Source organism: Sphingomonas sp. 77B (assembly GCF_056497825.1).
The window spans coordinates 51,791-66,631 of record NZ_JBWMBY010000001.1 but is presented as its reverse complement, the minus strand read 5'-3'; the positions used below and the strand labels follow the sequence as shown (position 1 = coordinate 66,631).

Below are 14,841 nucleotides of genomic sequence, written 5' to 3'. Positions count from 1 at the left end.
TTCGCTCAGGCTGAACGGAGGTAAGAGCCAAGAACGACCTCGACCAAGGGTCTTGCGATCCAGTAGGAGAGCTGGCAGCCCCCCCTTACTCCCCGTCGGCCGCGGGCGGCGTCGCCTCGGCCCGGCGCGCGCGGCGATCGGCCTGGTATTGCTGGTTCCACATGATGCTGCACCCGCTCTGGCCGCCCGTGCCAACCGGCGAGCAGGTGTCGGGGATGCCGCCCGCCACGCGGCCGACCTGATCGATGGTCGCGGCGCGATTGACCCAGCTCTGGTTCTGCGGCGGGATGGGCTTGTCGTCGCGCAGGGCCTTGGGGATGCGATAGGGTTCGTCGTCGCGACCGCAGACCACGATCTCATCCGCCGTGCTGGGCGGACATTTCTGATCGCCGGTCAGCGTGACGTTGCGAACCCGCTTCGGCGGCTGTCCGGTCGTGGCCTGTGCTTCCTGGTCCACCTGCACCCCCTGCTGGGCGAACGCCACACCGGGGGCCATGACGGGGGTCAGCAACAGGGCGGCAATCACAGCGGCTCGAACCATGGCGACGAAAACTCCTTCAGGTCTGACAACGTCGGACGCCCCGCATGGCTCCATGCTGAACGGAGCCCGGTCAAGGCCGATTTCCGGCGGAATTGCGGCGCTATGTCGCATGATCGGGTCTTATGCCAGCATCGCCGCCATCATCCCGCCCGGCGCAACCCGGATGAACGGGGCGTTGCACCGCTCGCGCGATCGGCTATGGCGGTTCCCATGATCCTGGTCGTCGACAATTACGACAGCTTCACCTGGAACCTCGTCCATTATCTTCAGGAATTGGGCAGCGAGGTAGAGGTGGTCCGCAACGACGCGATCTCGGCGGGCCAAGCGCTCTCGTCGGGGGCGCAGGCTTTTCTCATCTCCCCCGGCCCCTGCACGCCGACCGAGGCGGGCGTCAGCCTGGACCTGGTCGCCGCCGCTGCCGATGCGGGGCGGCCGCTGCTGGGCGTGTGCCTGGGCCATCAGGCGATCGGCCAGCATTTCGGCGGCCTGGTCGAGCGGGGCGGCCTGATGCATGGCAAGACCTCGCCGGTGCTGCATGACGGAACCGGGCTGTTCCGCGGCCTGCCCTCACCCTTCACCGCGACGCGCTATCACTCGCTGATCGTCAACGACGTGCCCGACACGCTGGTCGTCAACGCTCGCGCCGAGGACGGCACGGTCATGGGCTTCCGCCACGCATCGCTGCCCATCCATGGCGTCCAGTTCCACCCGGAAAGCATCGCCACCGAATATGGCCATGCGATGCTCGCCAATTTCCTGCGCGAGGCGGGCGTGGCGCATGAACTGCCCGAGCGGCTTCGCCCGCCGGTCGAGGATGCGGCGTGACGACGATCGCGCTCCTTCCTGATCCCGTCAGCCCCTTGTCGCGTGAGACGGCAGCGGCGGCCTTCGCCGACATATTGGACGGCCGCGCCGAGGATGAGGCGATCGCCGCCTTCCTGATCGGCCTGACTGAACGCGGCGAAACCTCGATCGAGATCGCCGAGGCCGCACGCGCCATGCGCCAGCGGCTGATCCCGATCGAAGCTCCCCAGGGTACGATCGACGTCTGCGGCACCGGGGGCGACGGGCATCATACGCTCAACGTGTCGACCGCCGTCTCGCTGGTCGTCGCCGCACTCGGCGTGCCGGTCGCCAAACATGGCAACCGCGCCGCCTCGTCCAAGGCGGGGGCAGCCGATACGCTGGAAGTGCTCGGCCTCGACATGGAGCGCGCGGGGGCAGTCGCGCAGGCGAGCCTCAACGATATCGGCATCGCCTTCCTGTTTGCCGCCAACCACCACCCGGCCATGGCGCGGATCACCCCGATCCGGCGCGCGATCGGGCGGCGGACGATCTTCAACCTGATGGGTCCGCTCGCCAATCCGGCGCATGTCGGGCGACAGCTGATCGGCATCGCACGTCCCGACTATGCGACCGTCTATGCCGAGGCGCTGGAGCAGTTGGGCGCCGAGGCTGCGCTGGTCGTGTCGGGCGAGGAAGGGCTGGACGAGCTGTCCGGCGCAGGCCCGAGCATCGCAGTTTCGGTCGGCGACATCACCGCTCCCGCCACCATCACCCCGGAAGATGCGGGCCTGCCCCGCCATCCCATCACCGCCATTCGTGGCGGCGACGCACGGCACAATGCCGAGGCGCTTCGCCGCCTTCTCACCGGGGAGCCGGGCGCGTATCGCGACGCGGTTCTCCTCAACGCCGCCGCCGCCTTGCTGGTCGCCGGACACAGCGCCGACCTTGCGCAAGGCGCGGTCGCCGCCGCCCGCGCGATCGACACCGGCGAGGCCGCGGCGCTTCTCGATCGATGGATTGCCTACCGATGACGATGCTCGACCGCATCCTGGAAACCAAGCGCGCCGATGTCGCCGCGCGCAAGGCGACCATGTCGCACGCCGACCTGGACGCCAAGATCGCCACCGTCTCCGCCCCGCGCGGCTTCCGTGCCGCACTCGACGCCAAGACCGGCCATGCGCTGATCGCCGAGGTGAAGAAGGCCAGCCCCTCCAAGGGGCTGATCCGCGCGGATTTCGATCCCCCCGCCCATGCTCGCGCCTATGAAGCCGGGGGTGCGGCGTGCCTATCCGTGCTGACCGACGAACGCTGGTTCCAGGGCGCCGACATCTTCCTGGAACAGGCGCGCGGTGCCGTATCGATCCCGGTCCTGCGCAAGGACTTCATGGTCGATCCGTGGCAGGTCCATGAATCGCGCGCGCTGGGAGCGGACGCGATCCTCATCATCGTCGCCGCGCTCGACGACACCCAGATGCAGGAGATCGAGGCGGCCGCGATCGAATGCGGCATGGACGCGTTGGTCGAGGTGCACGACGCCGCCGAGATGGAGCGCGCCGCCCGACTGAAGTCACGGCTGATCGGGGTGAACAACCGCGATCTCCGGGACTTCACCGTCGACTTTCAGCGTACCTACGAACTGGTGGCGCACGCTCCCAGGGGCAGCACCTTCGTCGCCGAGAGCGGATTGACGAGCCGCGCCGATCTGGATGCGATGGCCGAGCATGGCATTCATTGCTTCCTGGTCGGCGAAGCATTGATGCGCCAGCATGACGTGGAGGCGGCGACCCGCGCGCTGATCGGATGAGCGGCCTTACCCATCTCGATGACGAGGGTTCGGCCCGCATGGTCGATGTCGGCGCCAAGGCCATCACGGCGCGACAGGCGGTGGCGCAGGGCCGCATCACGATGACCCGCGAGGCCGCCGCCGCGATCCGCGCGGGCAGCGTCCAGAAGGGCGATGTGCTGGCGGTCGCGCGCGTGGCAGGCATCATGGCCGCCAAGAAGACCAGCGATCTCATCCCCCTTTGCCATCCCCTGCCGCTCAGCAAGGTCGAGATCGACCTGACGTTGGACGAACAGGGTGTGACCGCCACCGCCACCGCCGCCACGGCGGGGCAGACGGGTGTCGAGATGGAGGCGCTGACCGCCGTGTCGGTGACGCTGCTCACCATCTACGACATGGCAAAGGCACTCGATAAGCGAATGACGATCAGTGATATTCGCCTGATCGCCAAGACCGGCGGCAAGTCGGGTGACTGGCACGCCTGACACCTTTTGATTGCGGGGAACGGACATGGCCCCAGATCGTCTTTCGGGCCAAAAGGAGCGACCGCCATTCTTCTCCCCGTCCCCGAAGCCCAGTCTCGCCTCCTAGCACTGGCGAGCCCCCGCCCCGTCATCGACCTTCCCTTGCGTGAGGCGGCGGGCCGCTGGGCAGCGCGCGACGTAGCCGCGCGGCGGACCCAGCCCGTGCATGATCTGTCGGCGATGGACGGCTATGCCATTCGGTTCGACGATATGCCGGGGCCTTGGACGGTCATCGGCGAAAGCGCGGCCGGACGCCCCTTCACCAGGTCGGTCGGCCCGGGACAGGCGACCCGTATCTTCACCGGCGCTGCGCTGCCCGACGGAACCGATACCGTTCTCATCCAAGAAGAAGCCGCGCGTGACGGCGCAATGCTGATGCTGGCCGGCGAAGGCCCGGCGCATCGCGGGCGCAATGTGCGGCGGCGCGGACTGGACTTTTCGGAGGGCGCCACGTTGATCGCCGCCGGGCAGCGGCTGACCCCGGCACGGATCGCGGTCGCGGCGACGGGCGGCCACGCGACCCTGCCCGTTCGCCGGGCCGTCCGCGTTGCGATCGCCGCGACCGGCGACGAACTCGTCCCCCCCGGCAGCGTCGATCCCACGGCGCTTCCCGAATCCAACGGCGTGATGCTCGCCGCAATGCTCGCCGATCTGCCGGTCGAGATTATCGATCTCGGCATCCTTCCCGATAGGCTGGAGGCGTTGCGCGACGCCTTCGCCTCGATCGAGGCGGACCTGCTGGTGACGACCGGCGGGGCGTCCGTCGGCGATCACGATCTCGTCCAGCCTGCGCTCAAGGCGGCCGGAGGCAGTGTCGATTTCTGGCGCATCGCGCTTCGCCCTGGCAAGCCGATGATGGCCGGAAGGCTGGGCGAGACGGTCGTCCTCAGCCTGCCCGGCAACCCCGTCTCCGCCTTCGTCACCGCGACGTTGTTCGTCCGCCCGCTGATCGCGCAGATGGCGGGCGCGGCCGATCCGCTGCCCAGGCCCATTCCTGCCACGTTGGGCGAGGACCTGCCCGCCAACGGCCCGCGCATCGACTATCTGCGGGCGGCGATGATCGACGGGCGGGTGCATGCGGCGGCCATTCAGGACAGCTCGATGCTGCTGACCCTCGCGCGGTCGACCTGCCTTGTCATCCGACCGCCGCACGCCCCCGCCGCCGCAATAGGCGACTCGGCGGAAATCCTGATGCTCGCTTGACGCAAGCCAAAACGTTCCATATAAGTTCCACGTCTGTTCTGGACGGAGGATCGCGATGCTCACCGCAAAGCAGCATGAGCTTGTCTGCTTCATCAACGACCGTTTGAAGGAAACCGGCGTCTCGCCGTCCTTCGAGGAGATGAAGGAGGCGCTGGACCTCAAGTCCAAGTCGGGCGTGCATCGCCTGATCTCCGCGCTGGAGGAACGCCACTTCATCCGCCGCCTGCCCAACCGCGCCCGTGCGCTGGAGGTGCTGCGGATGCCCGACCGGCCCGAAAAGCCTGTCGCGGCGGAACCGGCCTCGGGCAATGTCCGCCCCCCGGCGACGCGTCCGATGGCCGAACCCGCCAACGACGTGGTCGAAATCCCGCTGCACGGCCGGATCGCCGCCGGTGTTCCGATCGAGGCGTTCGAGGGCAGCTCGATGCTGGCCGTCCCGGCTGCCCTGCTCGGCTCGGGTGAACATTACGCGCTGGAAGTGTCGGGCGACTCGATGGTCGAGGCGGGTATCCTCGACGGCGACTATGCGCTGATCCGCCGCACCGATGTGGCGCGTGACGGGCAGATCGTGGTCGCGCTGATCGACGATAGCGAGGCGACGTTGAAATATTTCCGGCGCGAAGGGTCGATGGTCCGTCTGGACCCTGCCAACCGGGCCTATGATCCGCAGCGTTATGCGCCCGCGCAGGTTCGGGTGCAGGGCAAGCTCTCGGGGATTCTACGCCGCTACGAATGAGGAATGCGACGCGCTCCCCGAACCGGCGCGTCACATCGAGTCGAGCGAGGCCCATACCGCTTGATCGCGATGAAGTATGGCCCTTCGGGGATGGGCACCGATCTTATCGCCCTCCCGGATGCTCCGTGGTCGACCATGGGTGACGATCGCCGGGATCGCGGACCATCCTTACGGTCGGCGGATCGAGCCGCATCGTGACACCGCCCGTCCGCTTCAAGGCGACATTGTCCAGTTTCAACCAGCGCGGTCGGCACGCCTTGGGCAGTCGACGATCGGCGACGACGATGTCCATCTGCCCGCACAGCGCGATCAAGGCCGCCCACGGTACCGGATAGCCGCTCCGCGTCGCGGCGATCCGCCAGAGTCGCCCGCCTCGCTGCAATCCCGTCACGCACATATCACGCCCGCACCGCGCGCCCGATTGCTCGGCCAGGGCGAGCGGTTCGGCATCGGTGCCGCTCAGTTCGGACAGGGTGGTCCGCATATAATCCCCCGCCCGGTCGCGGAGCAGCGCCACGCCCTGCCTCGTCGCGATGCCCACATGACGACCGTCGCCGGTGACGATCAGGTCGGGCGTCGGCGCGGCCAGCATGACGAGAAGGCCGATCACCACCGCAGGTGCCCCGAACCATCGCCAACGGGTCCGCCAGAGCGCGATCCACAAACCGCCCGTAACAGCCAGCCCGAACGCCCATCCCGACGCGACCGGCAGCGCGACCACCGACCCCGGCATGGACGACACCGCATGGGCAAGCGTCAACAGCAACCCCAGCGCCTGCCCCAGCAACCACCAGAACGGACCATCCAGCCCGATCGGCTCCAGCAGCAGGGCGATCATCTCCAGCGGCATCGCGATGAAGGTCGTCCAGGGAATGGCGATGATATTGGCCAGCGCGCCGTAAAGTCCGGCCTTGTGAAAGTGATAGACGGCGATCGGCATCAACGCCGCCTCGACCACCAGCCCGGTCAGCAACAACGCGCCCACATGCCGCAACGCCGCCCAACGCCAATCAGGATGCGGCCCCAGCCAGCGGCGGATCGCCGGATGCTCATGCAGCGCGACGATCGCGGTGATCGCGGCGAAGGACAGCTCGAAGCTCGCACCGACCAGCGCCTCGGGCCGGAAGATCAGTACGATCAGCGCCCCCGCCGCGACCAGCCGCAGCGTCATCGCCTCGCGCCCCATCGCCAGCGCCACCAGCACCAGCATCGCCGCCACGCACGACCGTATCGTGGGAACCTCCGCCCCGGTCAGCCACGTATAACCGACCGCCGCGACCGCCCCCGCCGCCGCGCCCAGCAAGGGCAGCCGGACCCGCAATGCCAGCCACGGCCAGAGCGCCAGCAGCCGGATCGTGAGTATCATCACGATCCCAACGACCGCCGTGATATGAAGCCCGCTGACCGACAGCAGGTGCGCCAGCCCCGCGCGCCGCATCGCCTCCGCATCGTCCTGGGCAATCGCGCCGACATCGCCGGTGGCCAGCGCCGCCGCGATGCCGCCCGCGCTGCCCGCAACCTGCGTCGTGATCCGCTGCGACAGGCGCTGGCGCAAACCGGGCGCTCGATCGGCCGGATGCAGCACCTGCACCGGCGCAAAGCCGCGTCCCGTGGCGCCGATCCCCTGAAACCAGGCCGCGCGCGCGAAATCATAACCGCCGGGCGCGACCGGCCCGGCGGGCGGCATCAGTCGGGCCCGCAATCGGACCCGCGCACCCCGCCCCAGTCCGACTGGCGCATCGTTCTGTGCCAGCGACACCCGGATACGCGGCGGCAGGCGCACCCCACGCCCGCGTCCGTCCCGGGCCTCGACCGGCCGCAGCATCAGCCGGACGATCTGTCGCGCCGCCAGCGGCTCCACTGCATCGACCTCGGCAACCATGTCCGCCATGAGCGGCCGCGCGAGAACGGGTGCGCGAACCGACTCGGCGCGCGCCCAGGCCAGCAATATCCCCGCCAGCACCAACACCGCCGCCAGACCGAGCGCGCGCATCACCCGCCCGCCATCGGCCAGCGTCGCCGCCGCCAGGCCGACGCCGCCCACGGCCAGCATCAATGCGCCCCAGGCCCGTGGATCGGGCAGGACGAACCACGCCGCGATCCCCGCCCCCAGCATCACCGGCGTCCATAGCGGAATCTGGTTCCGCTCGGCTTCGACCCATTGTTCGGCCCGGCGAAGGCGCGGCATTTGGCGGCGCGGACGCTTGATGCTAGGGGCTGCGGCGGCTGAATAGGCCATCGAAATTCATGATTGGGAGTATGCGCGGTTGAGCGCAACAGATGATATCGCCGCCAACGGGGTCGTGACGCGTTTCGCGCCCTCGCCGACCGGCTTCCTCCACATCGGCGGCGCCCGCACGGCGCTGTTCAACTGGCTGTTCGCACGGGCGAAAGGTGGCAAGTTCCTGCTGCGCATCGAGGATACCGATCGCGCCCGCTCGACCCAGCCCGCGATCGACGCGATTCTGGACGGCATGCGCTGGCTGGGCCTGGACTGGGACGGCGAGGCCGTGTTCCAGTTCGCGCGGGCCGACCGCCATGCCGAAGTGGCGCACGAGATGATGGCCAAGGGGCATGCCTATCGCTGCTACATGACGCAGGACGAGATCGCGGCGCAGCGCGAGGCGGCACAGGCCGCCAAGCAGCCGCTGCGTATCCGCTCGCCCTGGCGCGACGCCGATCCGGCGACCGCACCGGAGGGCCAGCCCTTCGTCGTCCGACTGCGCGCCCCGCGTGAGGGGGCGGTGACGATCGACGACCGGGTGCAGGGGAGCGTCACCGTGCAGAATGCCGAGCTGGACGATCTGGTTCTGCTGCGTTCGGACGGCACGCCGACCTATATGCTGGCGGTGGTGGTCGACGACCATGACATGGGCGTGACCCATGTGATTCGCGGCGACGATCATCTGAACAACGCCTTCCGCCAATTGCCGATCTACAAGGCGATGGGCTGGGCCGAGCCGATCTATGCGCATATCCCGCTGATCCACGGATCGGACGGGGCCAAGCTGTCCAAGCGCCACGGCGCGGTCGGGATCGAAGCCTATCGCGATGAAATGGGCATCCTGCCCGAAGCGCTCGACAATTATCTGCTTCGCCTGGGCTGGGGCCACGGCGATGCCGAGATCATCACGCGTGACGAGGCGGTGAAGTGGTTCGACCTGTCGGCCGTGGGTAAGGCGCCATCGCGGTTCGACCTGAGGAAGCTCGAAAACCTCAACGGCCATTATATCCGCGAGGCCGACGACGCGCGCCTAGCCGAGCTGACCGCCAAGCGGATGGGCGTCGAGGACGTCGCGCTGCTGACCGCCGCCATGCCCGCGTTGAAGCCGCGCGCCGCGAATTTGAACGAATTGGCAGAGGGCGCGCGCTTCCTTTTTGCCGCCCGTCCGTTGAGCCTGGACGACGCCGCCACCGGCCTGCTCGACGAAAAGGCACGGGGCATTCTATTTTCCGTTCACACCGCGCTTGACGCGGTGCACAACTGGGATACGGAGCTTTTGGAAGACGCGGTACGCAAGGTGGCCGAAGCCGAGGGCGTAAAGCTCGGTCAGGTCGCCCAGCCGCTCCGCGCTGCCTTGACCGGACGCAAGACGTCCCCAGGGATCTTCGACGTGCTCGCTGTGTTGGGTCGTGAAGAAAGCCTGGGGCGGATCGCGGACCAGATGACCGCAGATAGGAAGGATCATTGAGTATGAGCGACACCGCGAAATTCGAAATCGGCGGCAAGGGCTTTGACTATCCGGTCATGTCGGGCACGATCGGCCCGGACGTGGTCGACATCCGCAAGCTCTATGCGCAGACGGGTGCCTTCACCTATGATCCCGGCTTCACCTCGACCGCCTCGTGCCGGTCGGAACTGACCTATATCGACGGCGATCAGGGCGTTCTGCTGCACCGCGGCTATCCGATCGGCGAACTGGCCGAGAATAGCAGCTTCATGGAGGTCGCGTACCTCCTGCTGAACGGTGAGCTGCCCAACCAGGGCGAGCTGTCGGAATTCACCACCACCATCACGCGCCACACCATGGTGCATGAGCAGCTGGCGGCGTTCTTCCGTGGCTTCCGCCGCGATGCGCATCCCATGGCGATCATGTGCGGCGTCGTCGGTGCGCTGTCGGCCTTCTATCACGACTCGACCGACATCCATGACCCGGTGCAGCGCACGATCGCGTCGCACCGCCTGATCGCCAAGATCCCGACGATCGCGGCGATGGCGTACAAGTATAGCGTGGGCCAGCCCTTCCTGTACCCGGACAACTCGCTGTCCTACACCGGCAACTTCCTGCGCATGACCTTCGGCGTTCCGGCCGAGCCGTATGAGGTGAACCCGGCCGTCGAAAAGGCGATGGACCGCATCTTCATCCTGCACGCCGACCACGAGCAGAACGCCTCGACCTCGACCGTGCGTCTGGCCGGTTCGTCGGGCGCCAATCCGTTCGCGTGCATCGCGGCGGGCATCGCCTGCCTCTGGGGTCCGGCGCATGGCGGCGCGAACGAAGCCGCGCTCAACATGCTGCGCGAGATCGGCACGCCCGATCGTATCCCGGAATTCATCGCGCGCGCCAAGGACAAGAACGATCCGTTCCGCCTGATGGGCTTCGGTCACCGCGTCTACAAGAACTACGACCCGCGCGCGACTGTGATGCAGAAGACCGTGCGCGAAGTGTTCGACGCGCTGAAGGTCAACGATCCGCTGTTCGAGACCGCGCTGCGCCTCGAAGAGATCGCGCTGAACGACGATTATTTCGTCGAGAAGAAGCTGTTCCCGAACGTCGACTTCTATTCGGGCGTCATCCTCTCGGCGATCGGCTTCCCGACCGAGATGTTCACCGTGCTCTTCGCGCTCGCCCGCACCGTCGGCTGGGTCGCGCAGTGGAACGAGATGATTACCGATCCCGACCAGAAGATCGGCCGTCCGCGTCAGCTGTACACCGGCCCGACGCAGCGTTCCTACGTTCCCGTCGAGAAGCGCTAAGCCATGAACCGGGTCCGGCCGATCCTGATCGCCATCGGCGTCATGCTGGCGCTGACGGGGGGATTATGGATCGGTCAGGGCCTGGGATATATCCAATGGCCCGAACAGAGCTTCATGCTCGGTCGGGGCGAATGGGCCGATCGCGGCGCCTTTGTCGCGATCGCCGGACTGGCGCTGATCCTGATCGCCAGGCGACTGCCACGGCGACGGCGCTGACCGGCTCGGACGCATGGGAAAAGGGCTCCTTCGGGAGCCCTTTTTGTGTCAGCGCGAACGCAGCCGCAGGTGGAAGGTCGCCCCCTCGCCCGGCACGCTTTCGACGCCCAGGTCGCCGCCCATCGCCCGCGCCAGACGCCGGGCGATATAGAGGCCCAGGCCGTTACCGCCGGGCTCGCTGGGGTCGACCCGCTCGAACTTTTCGAAGATGCGGGCCTGGTCTTCGGGCGCAATGCCCTTGCCGTGATCGGCGACGCTGACCAGCGCCCATTCCCCATCCCGCTCGACCGTGACGATCACGTCGCCGCCACGTGGGGAATAGCGGATGGCATTGCCGATCAGGTTGATGAGAATCTGAAGACAGCGGCCAAAATCGCCGATGGCGGGCATCCCCTCGCTGACGGCCGGGCGGCGGATCGTCACGCTGGCGGCGTCGGCACGCACGCCCAGCAATCCGGCGGCGCGGCGCGCGACATCGGCCAGATCGATCGGGGTGGCGGACAGGCGGAAATCCGGCTGCTCGATCGCCTGCAGCTCGACCAGATTGTCGACCAGTCCCATCAGATGCCGCCCGGCATGGGCGATGTCCTGGGCATAGTCGGCATATTCGGCCGCGATCGGGCCGTCGCTGCGCGCCGCGATGCTGTCCGCATTGGCCACGATCCGCGCCAGCGGCGTGCGCAACGCGCGGTCAAGACCGGAGGTAAAGCTCTCGGTCAGGGGGGAGCCGCCGGGATGCAGCGCCATGTCCTCGTCCGCTTCGCCCGGCTCGTCGATCAGATAGGTCGCGCCTACCAGCCCGGCGATACCGCCCAGACCGTCATGGCGGATCGCCGCCGAAAGCCGCACCGGGGCATCCGTCGGCCGCAGCCGCGCGCCCCGCCCGTCAAGCGGCGCGCCTCCATCGAACAGTGCGGTGCCGGAATCGAACGCGAACAGTGCGCCCAGCGGCTTTCCCAACAAACCTTGCGCATCGAAGCCATGCCGGAGCCCCGCCCCCGGAGATACGAAGGTCAGCCGGAGTGCCGCATCGGTCTCCCAACGGAAATCCGCCCCCGCCGCGGCGTGGTCCGGGGGCGTCGCACCCGGCTTCCACGCGTTGCGATCGCGCCATCCGCTGACGCTGAGGCGGATCTGCCCGGTTTCGGGCCGCGCCTGCACCCACAGGTCGAGGTCGCCTTCGTCGTCGGCCACCATCACCTGCCGCGCGACCGGGATGCCCAGCCGCCGGGCGAGCCGCGCGATGCGCGCGATAGGGGCGACCGCAAAGCGATCGCTGACCCCGCCGCCCGCGCGGATTTGCAGCAGCTCGATCGGCGGATCGGCCGACAGGATGTGGTCGCCCGCGTCCAGAATGGCACGCGCAACCATCGATTCGCCCGGGCTATCCATCGATGTCATCGACGTTCGGAACCTTCCAACCGCTCGATCGCCGCGCGAAACGGCGCAGGCAGGGTCAGCGATGCGATGGCCCGCCGCGCCGCTGCGGCCGAAATCGCGATGATCGCGTCCAGCGCCTCGGCAAAGCCGTCGACGTCGCGCCGCCGATCCGCTTCACACAGCGACAGACCGATCCGGGCGATGGTCGGTCGCTCCTGATCCAGCGCGCGCAGCGCCAGCCAAAGTCGGTCGCCTTCCGGCTCCAGCACGATTTCGCGCACCATGGCATGGTCGATGCCCAACGCATGGGTAAGCAGCGCGACGAACAGTCCCAGCTGCCGGTCGGACAGGCTTTCAAGGAGTAGATCGGGCAGTTCGCCCGGCCGTGCATCGATCGCCGCCGCCAGCCGCAGGGCGGCCGCCCCCGGCCTGTCGCCGTCGTCCTGCGCCGCCAGCACCCGCTCGACGGCTTGGGCGAGCGCCCCGTCCCAGGCGGGATCGTCGCCGCCACGCAGCGCCGCCGCTACGGTCCAGACCAGCCGATCGTGCAATCGTGTCGGCAGGCTCGCCACCTCGCCCGCTTCCCGCGCCTGGCCTTCGGCGACCAGAACGGCGCGTGCCGCCGCCGCCACGATCCGATCCGGCGCTTCGGTCAACCGGACAAGCAGGCTGGGTGCATCCCCCGCCATCGATTCGATGGGCAGCGCACGGGCGATCAGGCTCTGTCGGGCTTGCGCGACCAGTTCGTCGACCAGTGCGGGGTCCGCCAGGGCCCCCGCCCTGTGCAGCCGCCCGATCACGTCTTCGGGCGCGGCATGGCGCGTGCCCTCCGGCATCGCGCGCTCGGCCTGTTGCAGCAAGTCTCGGGCGATCGTCTCGACCAGCAGGTGAAGCCGGGCCGTGACCTCGAAGCGGACCTGATCGGTCAGCCTCAAATCCTCGTCCAGCCCCAGGTCGAGCACCGCCCCCCGTCGTCGCGCCGCGGCACGCGCGCGCGCCGCATCCACGCGGTCGGATAGCCGCGCGGCATGCCATTCGGAGGCGTGATCTGGGTCTGGTTCGACCGCCATGGGGCAGCGCTAACCCCTTTGGAGTTAAAGCGACACTAAACTTGGGCGCGCAATGTCTCGATTGCGGACGCCAAAGTGACGATCGCATAGATGCTGGCAAGGGCCAGCCCCCAGGGCGCGAGGCCCAGGAAAGCGGTCGGAAACAGCACCAGCAAGTAAGCGGGCGGGCTCGCCCACCAGCGTCGCCGGAAGCGATACAGCCCGGCGCGCTCGGCCAGAATCCCCAGGATTATCAGCATCAACGCCAGGACCGGGCCAATATCCTCGCCCGACATTCGAAAATCCTGCCAGCCCAGTGCCGCGACCGCCAGTCCGGCCAACGCGGCAATCGCCGCAGACCCGGCGCGCGCCGTACCCTGTTCGTCGCGCAGCCCCGCCAGCGTCTCCCCCAATCCGAGCCCCAGCGTTCCCGCAATGACCACCAACAGGCCGAAGGCAGGCCAGCCGAACAGGATTAAAACGAGCCCGAGCAGCCCCAGTCCGGCCCCGACGCCGCCTGCGACATGGGCGGGCACCGAACGCTCGACGAGACGCGGCAAGGCCAGGCGCGCGATCGGTGCCAGGACATAGCGATCGAACCAACTCCGCCGCCCCGAGACCAGCCGCGCGACGACCGCCCGGCCCCGCGCCTCCAGCGCCTCGGCCCGGTGGACGATGCCATGGCCCGCCTTCACCGCATCGGGGGGCAGCAGGATATGGGTCGCGTGCGCCTGCGCCGCCAGCCGCAACAGGGTCGATTGCAGGTCATAGTCGCGCGGCAGCGCCGCCACCTCGGCGATCCGACGCGGGTCGAGGCGCGCGACACCGGCCCACGCCATCTGCCCGCCGACCCGCTCCAGCCCGGCTTCGGCCTCCATCTCCGGCAGCACGACCAGCGCGTCGTGCCCGGCATCGCGCAGGACCAGCGCGATCGTATCCTCGGTGGTGATGAGGCCGTCGGCCAGGACGAGCAGCCGCGACAAAGGGTGAAGCTTTTCCGATGCTTCCACCGCACTACGCACCGTGTCGACCACCACGCCGCGCTGGGCGATTCGGGCGATCGCGCCAAGCAGTTCGGGGGTCAGCCGGGCGACGACGATGATGATCTGCGCCGTCCCCGCCGCGACCAGCAGCCGGGCCTGATATTCGATCAGGGTGACACCCGCGAACGGCAGGGTCGCCGTCAACCGCCCGGGGCGGTCGTCGGCATCGTCAATCGCAAAGAGAAGACCGGAGAGCATCGCGTGCTGTTAGGCGCTAGACGCGCACCATGCCAGCCCCGTCCCGGCCTGCGCTCAAAGACGCGCGACCTGCTCCCCGATCCGATCGAGCAATTGCGGGTCTCGCCCGTCGCGCTCGGCCGCCTGGGCCGCCAGGGTCATCAGCGGCAGGGCGTTGACGCTGGCCGCCAGCCCCTTCAGCCGCAACGCCGCCTCACGCCATTCGCCCGCATCCTCGGCCATGTGCATGGCCTCCGTCGCGCGGGTCACACCCTCGACGAAAGCGCGGCGAAGATCTTGAATTACGGCCGGTTCGTCACCGGCCACCGCCGCCAGGGCAGAATCGATCGTTCCGTGCTCATAGGTCATGGCCGTCGCTTAAACCCGAACCATGGCAACACGGAATAGCGCAATTCGCTTTCTGC

At 68.2% G+C, this 14,841-nt stretch carries 15 protein-coding genes; 9 read left to right on the top strand and 6 right to left on the bottom strand.

All coding sequences use genetic code 11. The annotated features are described in order from the left end of the window. Positions 1-85: 85 nt before the first annotated feature. Positions 86-541 (bottom strand): hypothetical protein, encoded by a 456-nt coding sequence (locus AC1GI4_RS00340; protein ID WP_479628136.1) that lies wholly within the window; start codon positions 539-541, stop codon positions 86-88. A gap of 210 nt (positions 542-751) precedes the next feature. Here AC1GI4_RS00340 and AC1GI4_RS00335 point away from each other — a divergent pair, with 210 nt between their 5' ends. From AC1GI4_RS00335 to lexA, 6 genes are all read left to right on the top strand, one after another. Continuing rightward, positions 752-1,366 carry an anthranilate synthase component II gene (locus AC1GI4_RS00335; RefSeq protein WP_433910316.1) on the top strand — a complete coding sequence of 205 codons (615 nt, stop codon included), beginning with the start codon at positions 752-754 and terminating at the stop codon, positions 1,364-1,366. Continuing rightward, positions 1,363-2,358 (top strand): anthranilate phosphoribosyltransferase, encoded by a 996-nt coding sequence (trpD, locus tag AC1GI4_RS00330; RefSeq protein ID WP_479628135.1) that lies wholly within the window; start codon positions 1,363-1,365, stop codon positions 2,356-2,358. The genes AC1GI4_RS00335 and trpD overlap by 4 nt, the downstream gene beginning before the upstream one ends. Beyond that, on the top strand, positions 2,355-3,131 hold the full coding sequence (gene trpC / locus AC1GI4_RS00325) for an indole-3-glycerol phosphate synthase TrpC (RefSeq protein ID WP_479628134.1): 777 nt from the start codon (positions 2,355-2,357) through the stop codon (positions 3,129-3,131). The genes trpD and trpC overlap by 4 nt, the downstream gene beginning before the upstream one ends. Next, positions 3,128-3,595: a cyclic pyranopterin monophosphate synthase MoaC gene (gene moaC / locus AC1GI4_RS00320; protein WP_294275037.1), complete on the top strand. Its 468-nt coding sequence runs from the start codon at positions 3,128-3,130 to the stop codon at positions 3,593-3,595. Before trpC ends, moaC begins: the two co-directional genes overlap by 4 nt. 66 nt (positions 3,596-3,661) lie before the next feature. Further along, positions 3,662-4,837, top strand: a complete 1,176-nt coding sequence (locus tag AC1GI4_RS00315; protein WP_479630315.1) for a molybdopterin molybdotransferase MoeA — start codon at positions 3,662-3,664, stop codon at positions 4,835-4,837. Between the two features lie 55 nt (positions 4,838-4,892). Continuing rightward, entirely contained in the window at positions 4,893-5,573 is a 681-nt protein-coding gene (gene lexA / locus AC1GI4_RS00310; protein WP_294275430.1) for a transcriptional repressor LexA, read from the top strand. A gap of 103 nt (positions 5,574-5,676) precedes the next feature. On the opposite strand, the gene AC1GI4_RS00305 is transcribed toward lexA, so the two are convergent. Then, positions 5,677-7,761, bottom strand: a complete 2,085-nt coding sequence (locus tag AC1GI4_RS00305; RefSeq protein WP_479628133.1) for a ComEC/Rec2 family competence protein — start codon at positions 7,759-7,761, stop codon at positions 5,677-5,679. Between the two features lie 115 nt (positions 7,762-7,876). Between AC1GI4_RS00305 and gltX the strand changes: the two genes are divergently transcribed. The 3 genes from gltX to AC1GI4_RS00290 are packed head-to-tail and all read left to right on the top strand — an operon-like array spanning position 7,877 to position 10,767. Beyond that, positions 7,877-9,265: a glutamate--tRNA ligase gene (gene gltX / locus AC1GI4_RS00300; RefSeq protein ID WP_479628132.1), complete on the top strand. Its 1,389-nt coding sequence runs from the start codon at positions 7,877-7,879 to the stop codon at positions 9,263-9,265. Between the two features lie 2 nt (positions 9,266-9,267). Continuing rightward, a complete protein-coding gene (locus AC1GI4_RS00295) occupies positions 9,268-10,551 on the top strand; it encodes a citrate synthase (RefSeq protein ID WP_479628131.1) in 1,284 nt (427 codons plus the stop codon). 3 nt (positions 10,552-10,554) lie between these two features. Next, the gene (locus AC1GI4_RS00290; protein WP_479628130.1) at positions 10,555-10,767 is read left to right on the top strand and encodes a hypothetical protein; all 213 of its coding nucleotides are present in this window, start codon (positions 10,555-10,557) and stop codon (positions 10,765-10,767) included. A 48-nt stretch (positions 10,768-10,815) separates the two neighbouring features. Here the strand turns inward: AC1GI4_RS00290 and AC1GI4_RS00285 are convergent, their stop codons facing one another. From AC1GI4_RS00285 to AC1GI4_RS00270, 4 genes are read right to left on the bottom strand one after another with little or no spacing between them, the layout of a single operon-like run. Next, positions 10,816-12,159, bottom strand: a complete 1,344-nt coding sequence (locus AC1GI4_RS00285) for a sensor histidine kinase (RefSeq protein ID WP_479628129.1) — start codon at positions 12,157-12,159, stop codon at positions 10,816-10,818. 5 nt (positions 12,160-12,164) lie between these two features. After that, complete coding sequence (locus AC1GI4_RS00280; RefSeq protein WP_479628128.1) at positions 12,165-13,217, bottom strand: hypothetical protein; 1,053 nt, start codon at positions 13,215-13,217, stop codon at positions 12,165-12,167. Between the two features lie 35 nt (positions 13,218-13,252). Then, entirely contained in the window at positions 13,253-14,437 is a 1,185-nt protein-coding gene (locus AC1GI4_RS00275; RefSeq protein ID WP_479628127.1) for a hypothetical protein, read from the bottom strand. Between the two features lie 54 nt (positions 14,438-14,491). Then, complete coding sequence (locus tag AC1GI4_RS00270) at positions 14,492-14,785, bottom strand: Hpt domain-containing protein (protein WP_479628126.1); 294 nt, start codon at positions 14,783-14,785, stop codon at positions 14,492-14,494. Positions 14,786-14,841 lie beyond the last annotated feature (56 nt).

What these genes read in the sequence shown, in the direction of transcription:
- AC1GI4_RS00335 (WP_433910316.1), top strand. Translation starts at nt 752, where the DNA reads ATGATCCTGGTCGTCGACAATTACGACAGCTTCACCTGGAACCTCGTC.
- AC1GI4_RS00290 (WP_479628130.1), top strand. Translation starts at nt 10,555, where the DNA reads ATGAACCGGGTCCGGCCGATCCTGATCGCCATCGGCGTCATGCTGGCG.
- lexA (WP_294275430.1), top strand. Translation starts at nt 4,893, where the DNA reads ATGCTCACCGCAAAGCAGCATGAGCTTGTCTGCTTCATCAACGACCGT.
- AC1GI4_RS00285 (WP_479628129.1), bottom strand. Translation starts at nt 12,159, where the DNA reads ATGGATAGCCCGGGCGAATCGATGGTTGCGCGTGCCATTCTGGACGCG.
- AC1GI4_RS00270 (WP_479628126.1), bottom strand. Translation starts at nt 14,785, where the DNA reads ATGACCTATGAGCACGGAACGATCGATTCTGCCCTGGCGGCGGTGGCC.
- moaC (WP_294275037.1), top strand. Translation starts at nt 3,128, where the DNA reads ATGAGCGGCCTTACCCATCTCGATGACGAGGGTTCGGCCCGCATGGTC.
- AC1GI4_RS00295 (WP_479628131.1), top strand. Translation starts at nt 9,268, where the DNA reads ATGAGCGACACCGCGAAATTCGAAATCGGCGGCAAGGGCTTTGACTAT.
- AC1GI4_RS00340 (WP_479628136.1), bottom strand. Translation starts at nt 541, where the DNA reads ATGGTTCGAGCCGCTGTGATTGCCGCCCTGTTGCTGACCCCCGTCATG.
- AC1GI4_RS00275 (WP_479628127.1), bottom strand. Translation starts at nt 14,437, where the DNA reads ATGCTCTCCGGTCTTCTCTTTGCGATTGACGATGCCGACGACCGCCCC.
- AC1GI4_RS00305 (WP_479628133.1), bottom strand. Translation starts at nt 7,761, where the DNA reads ATGCCGCGCCTTCGCCGGGCCGAACAATGGGTCGAAGCCGAGCGGAAC.
- AC1GI4_RS00280 (WP_479628128.1), bottom strand. Translation starts at nt 13,217, where the DNA reads ATGGCGGTCGAACCAGACCCAGATCACGCCTCCGAATGGCATGCCGCG.
- trpC (WP_479628134.1), top strand. Translation starts at nt 2,355, where the DNA reads ATGACGATGCTCGACCGCATCCTGGAAACCAAGCGCGCCGATGTCGCC.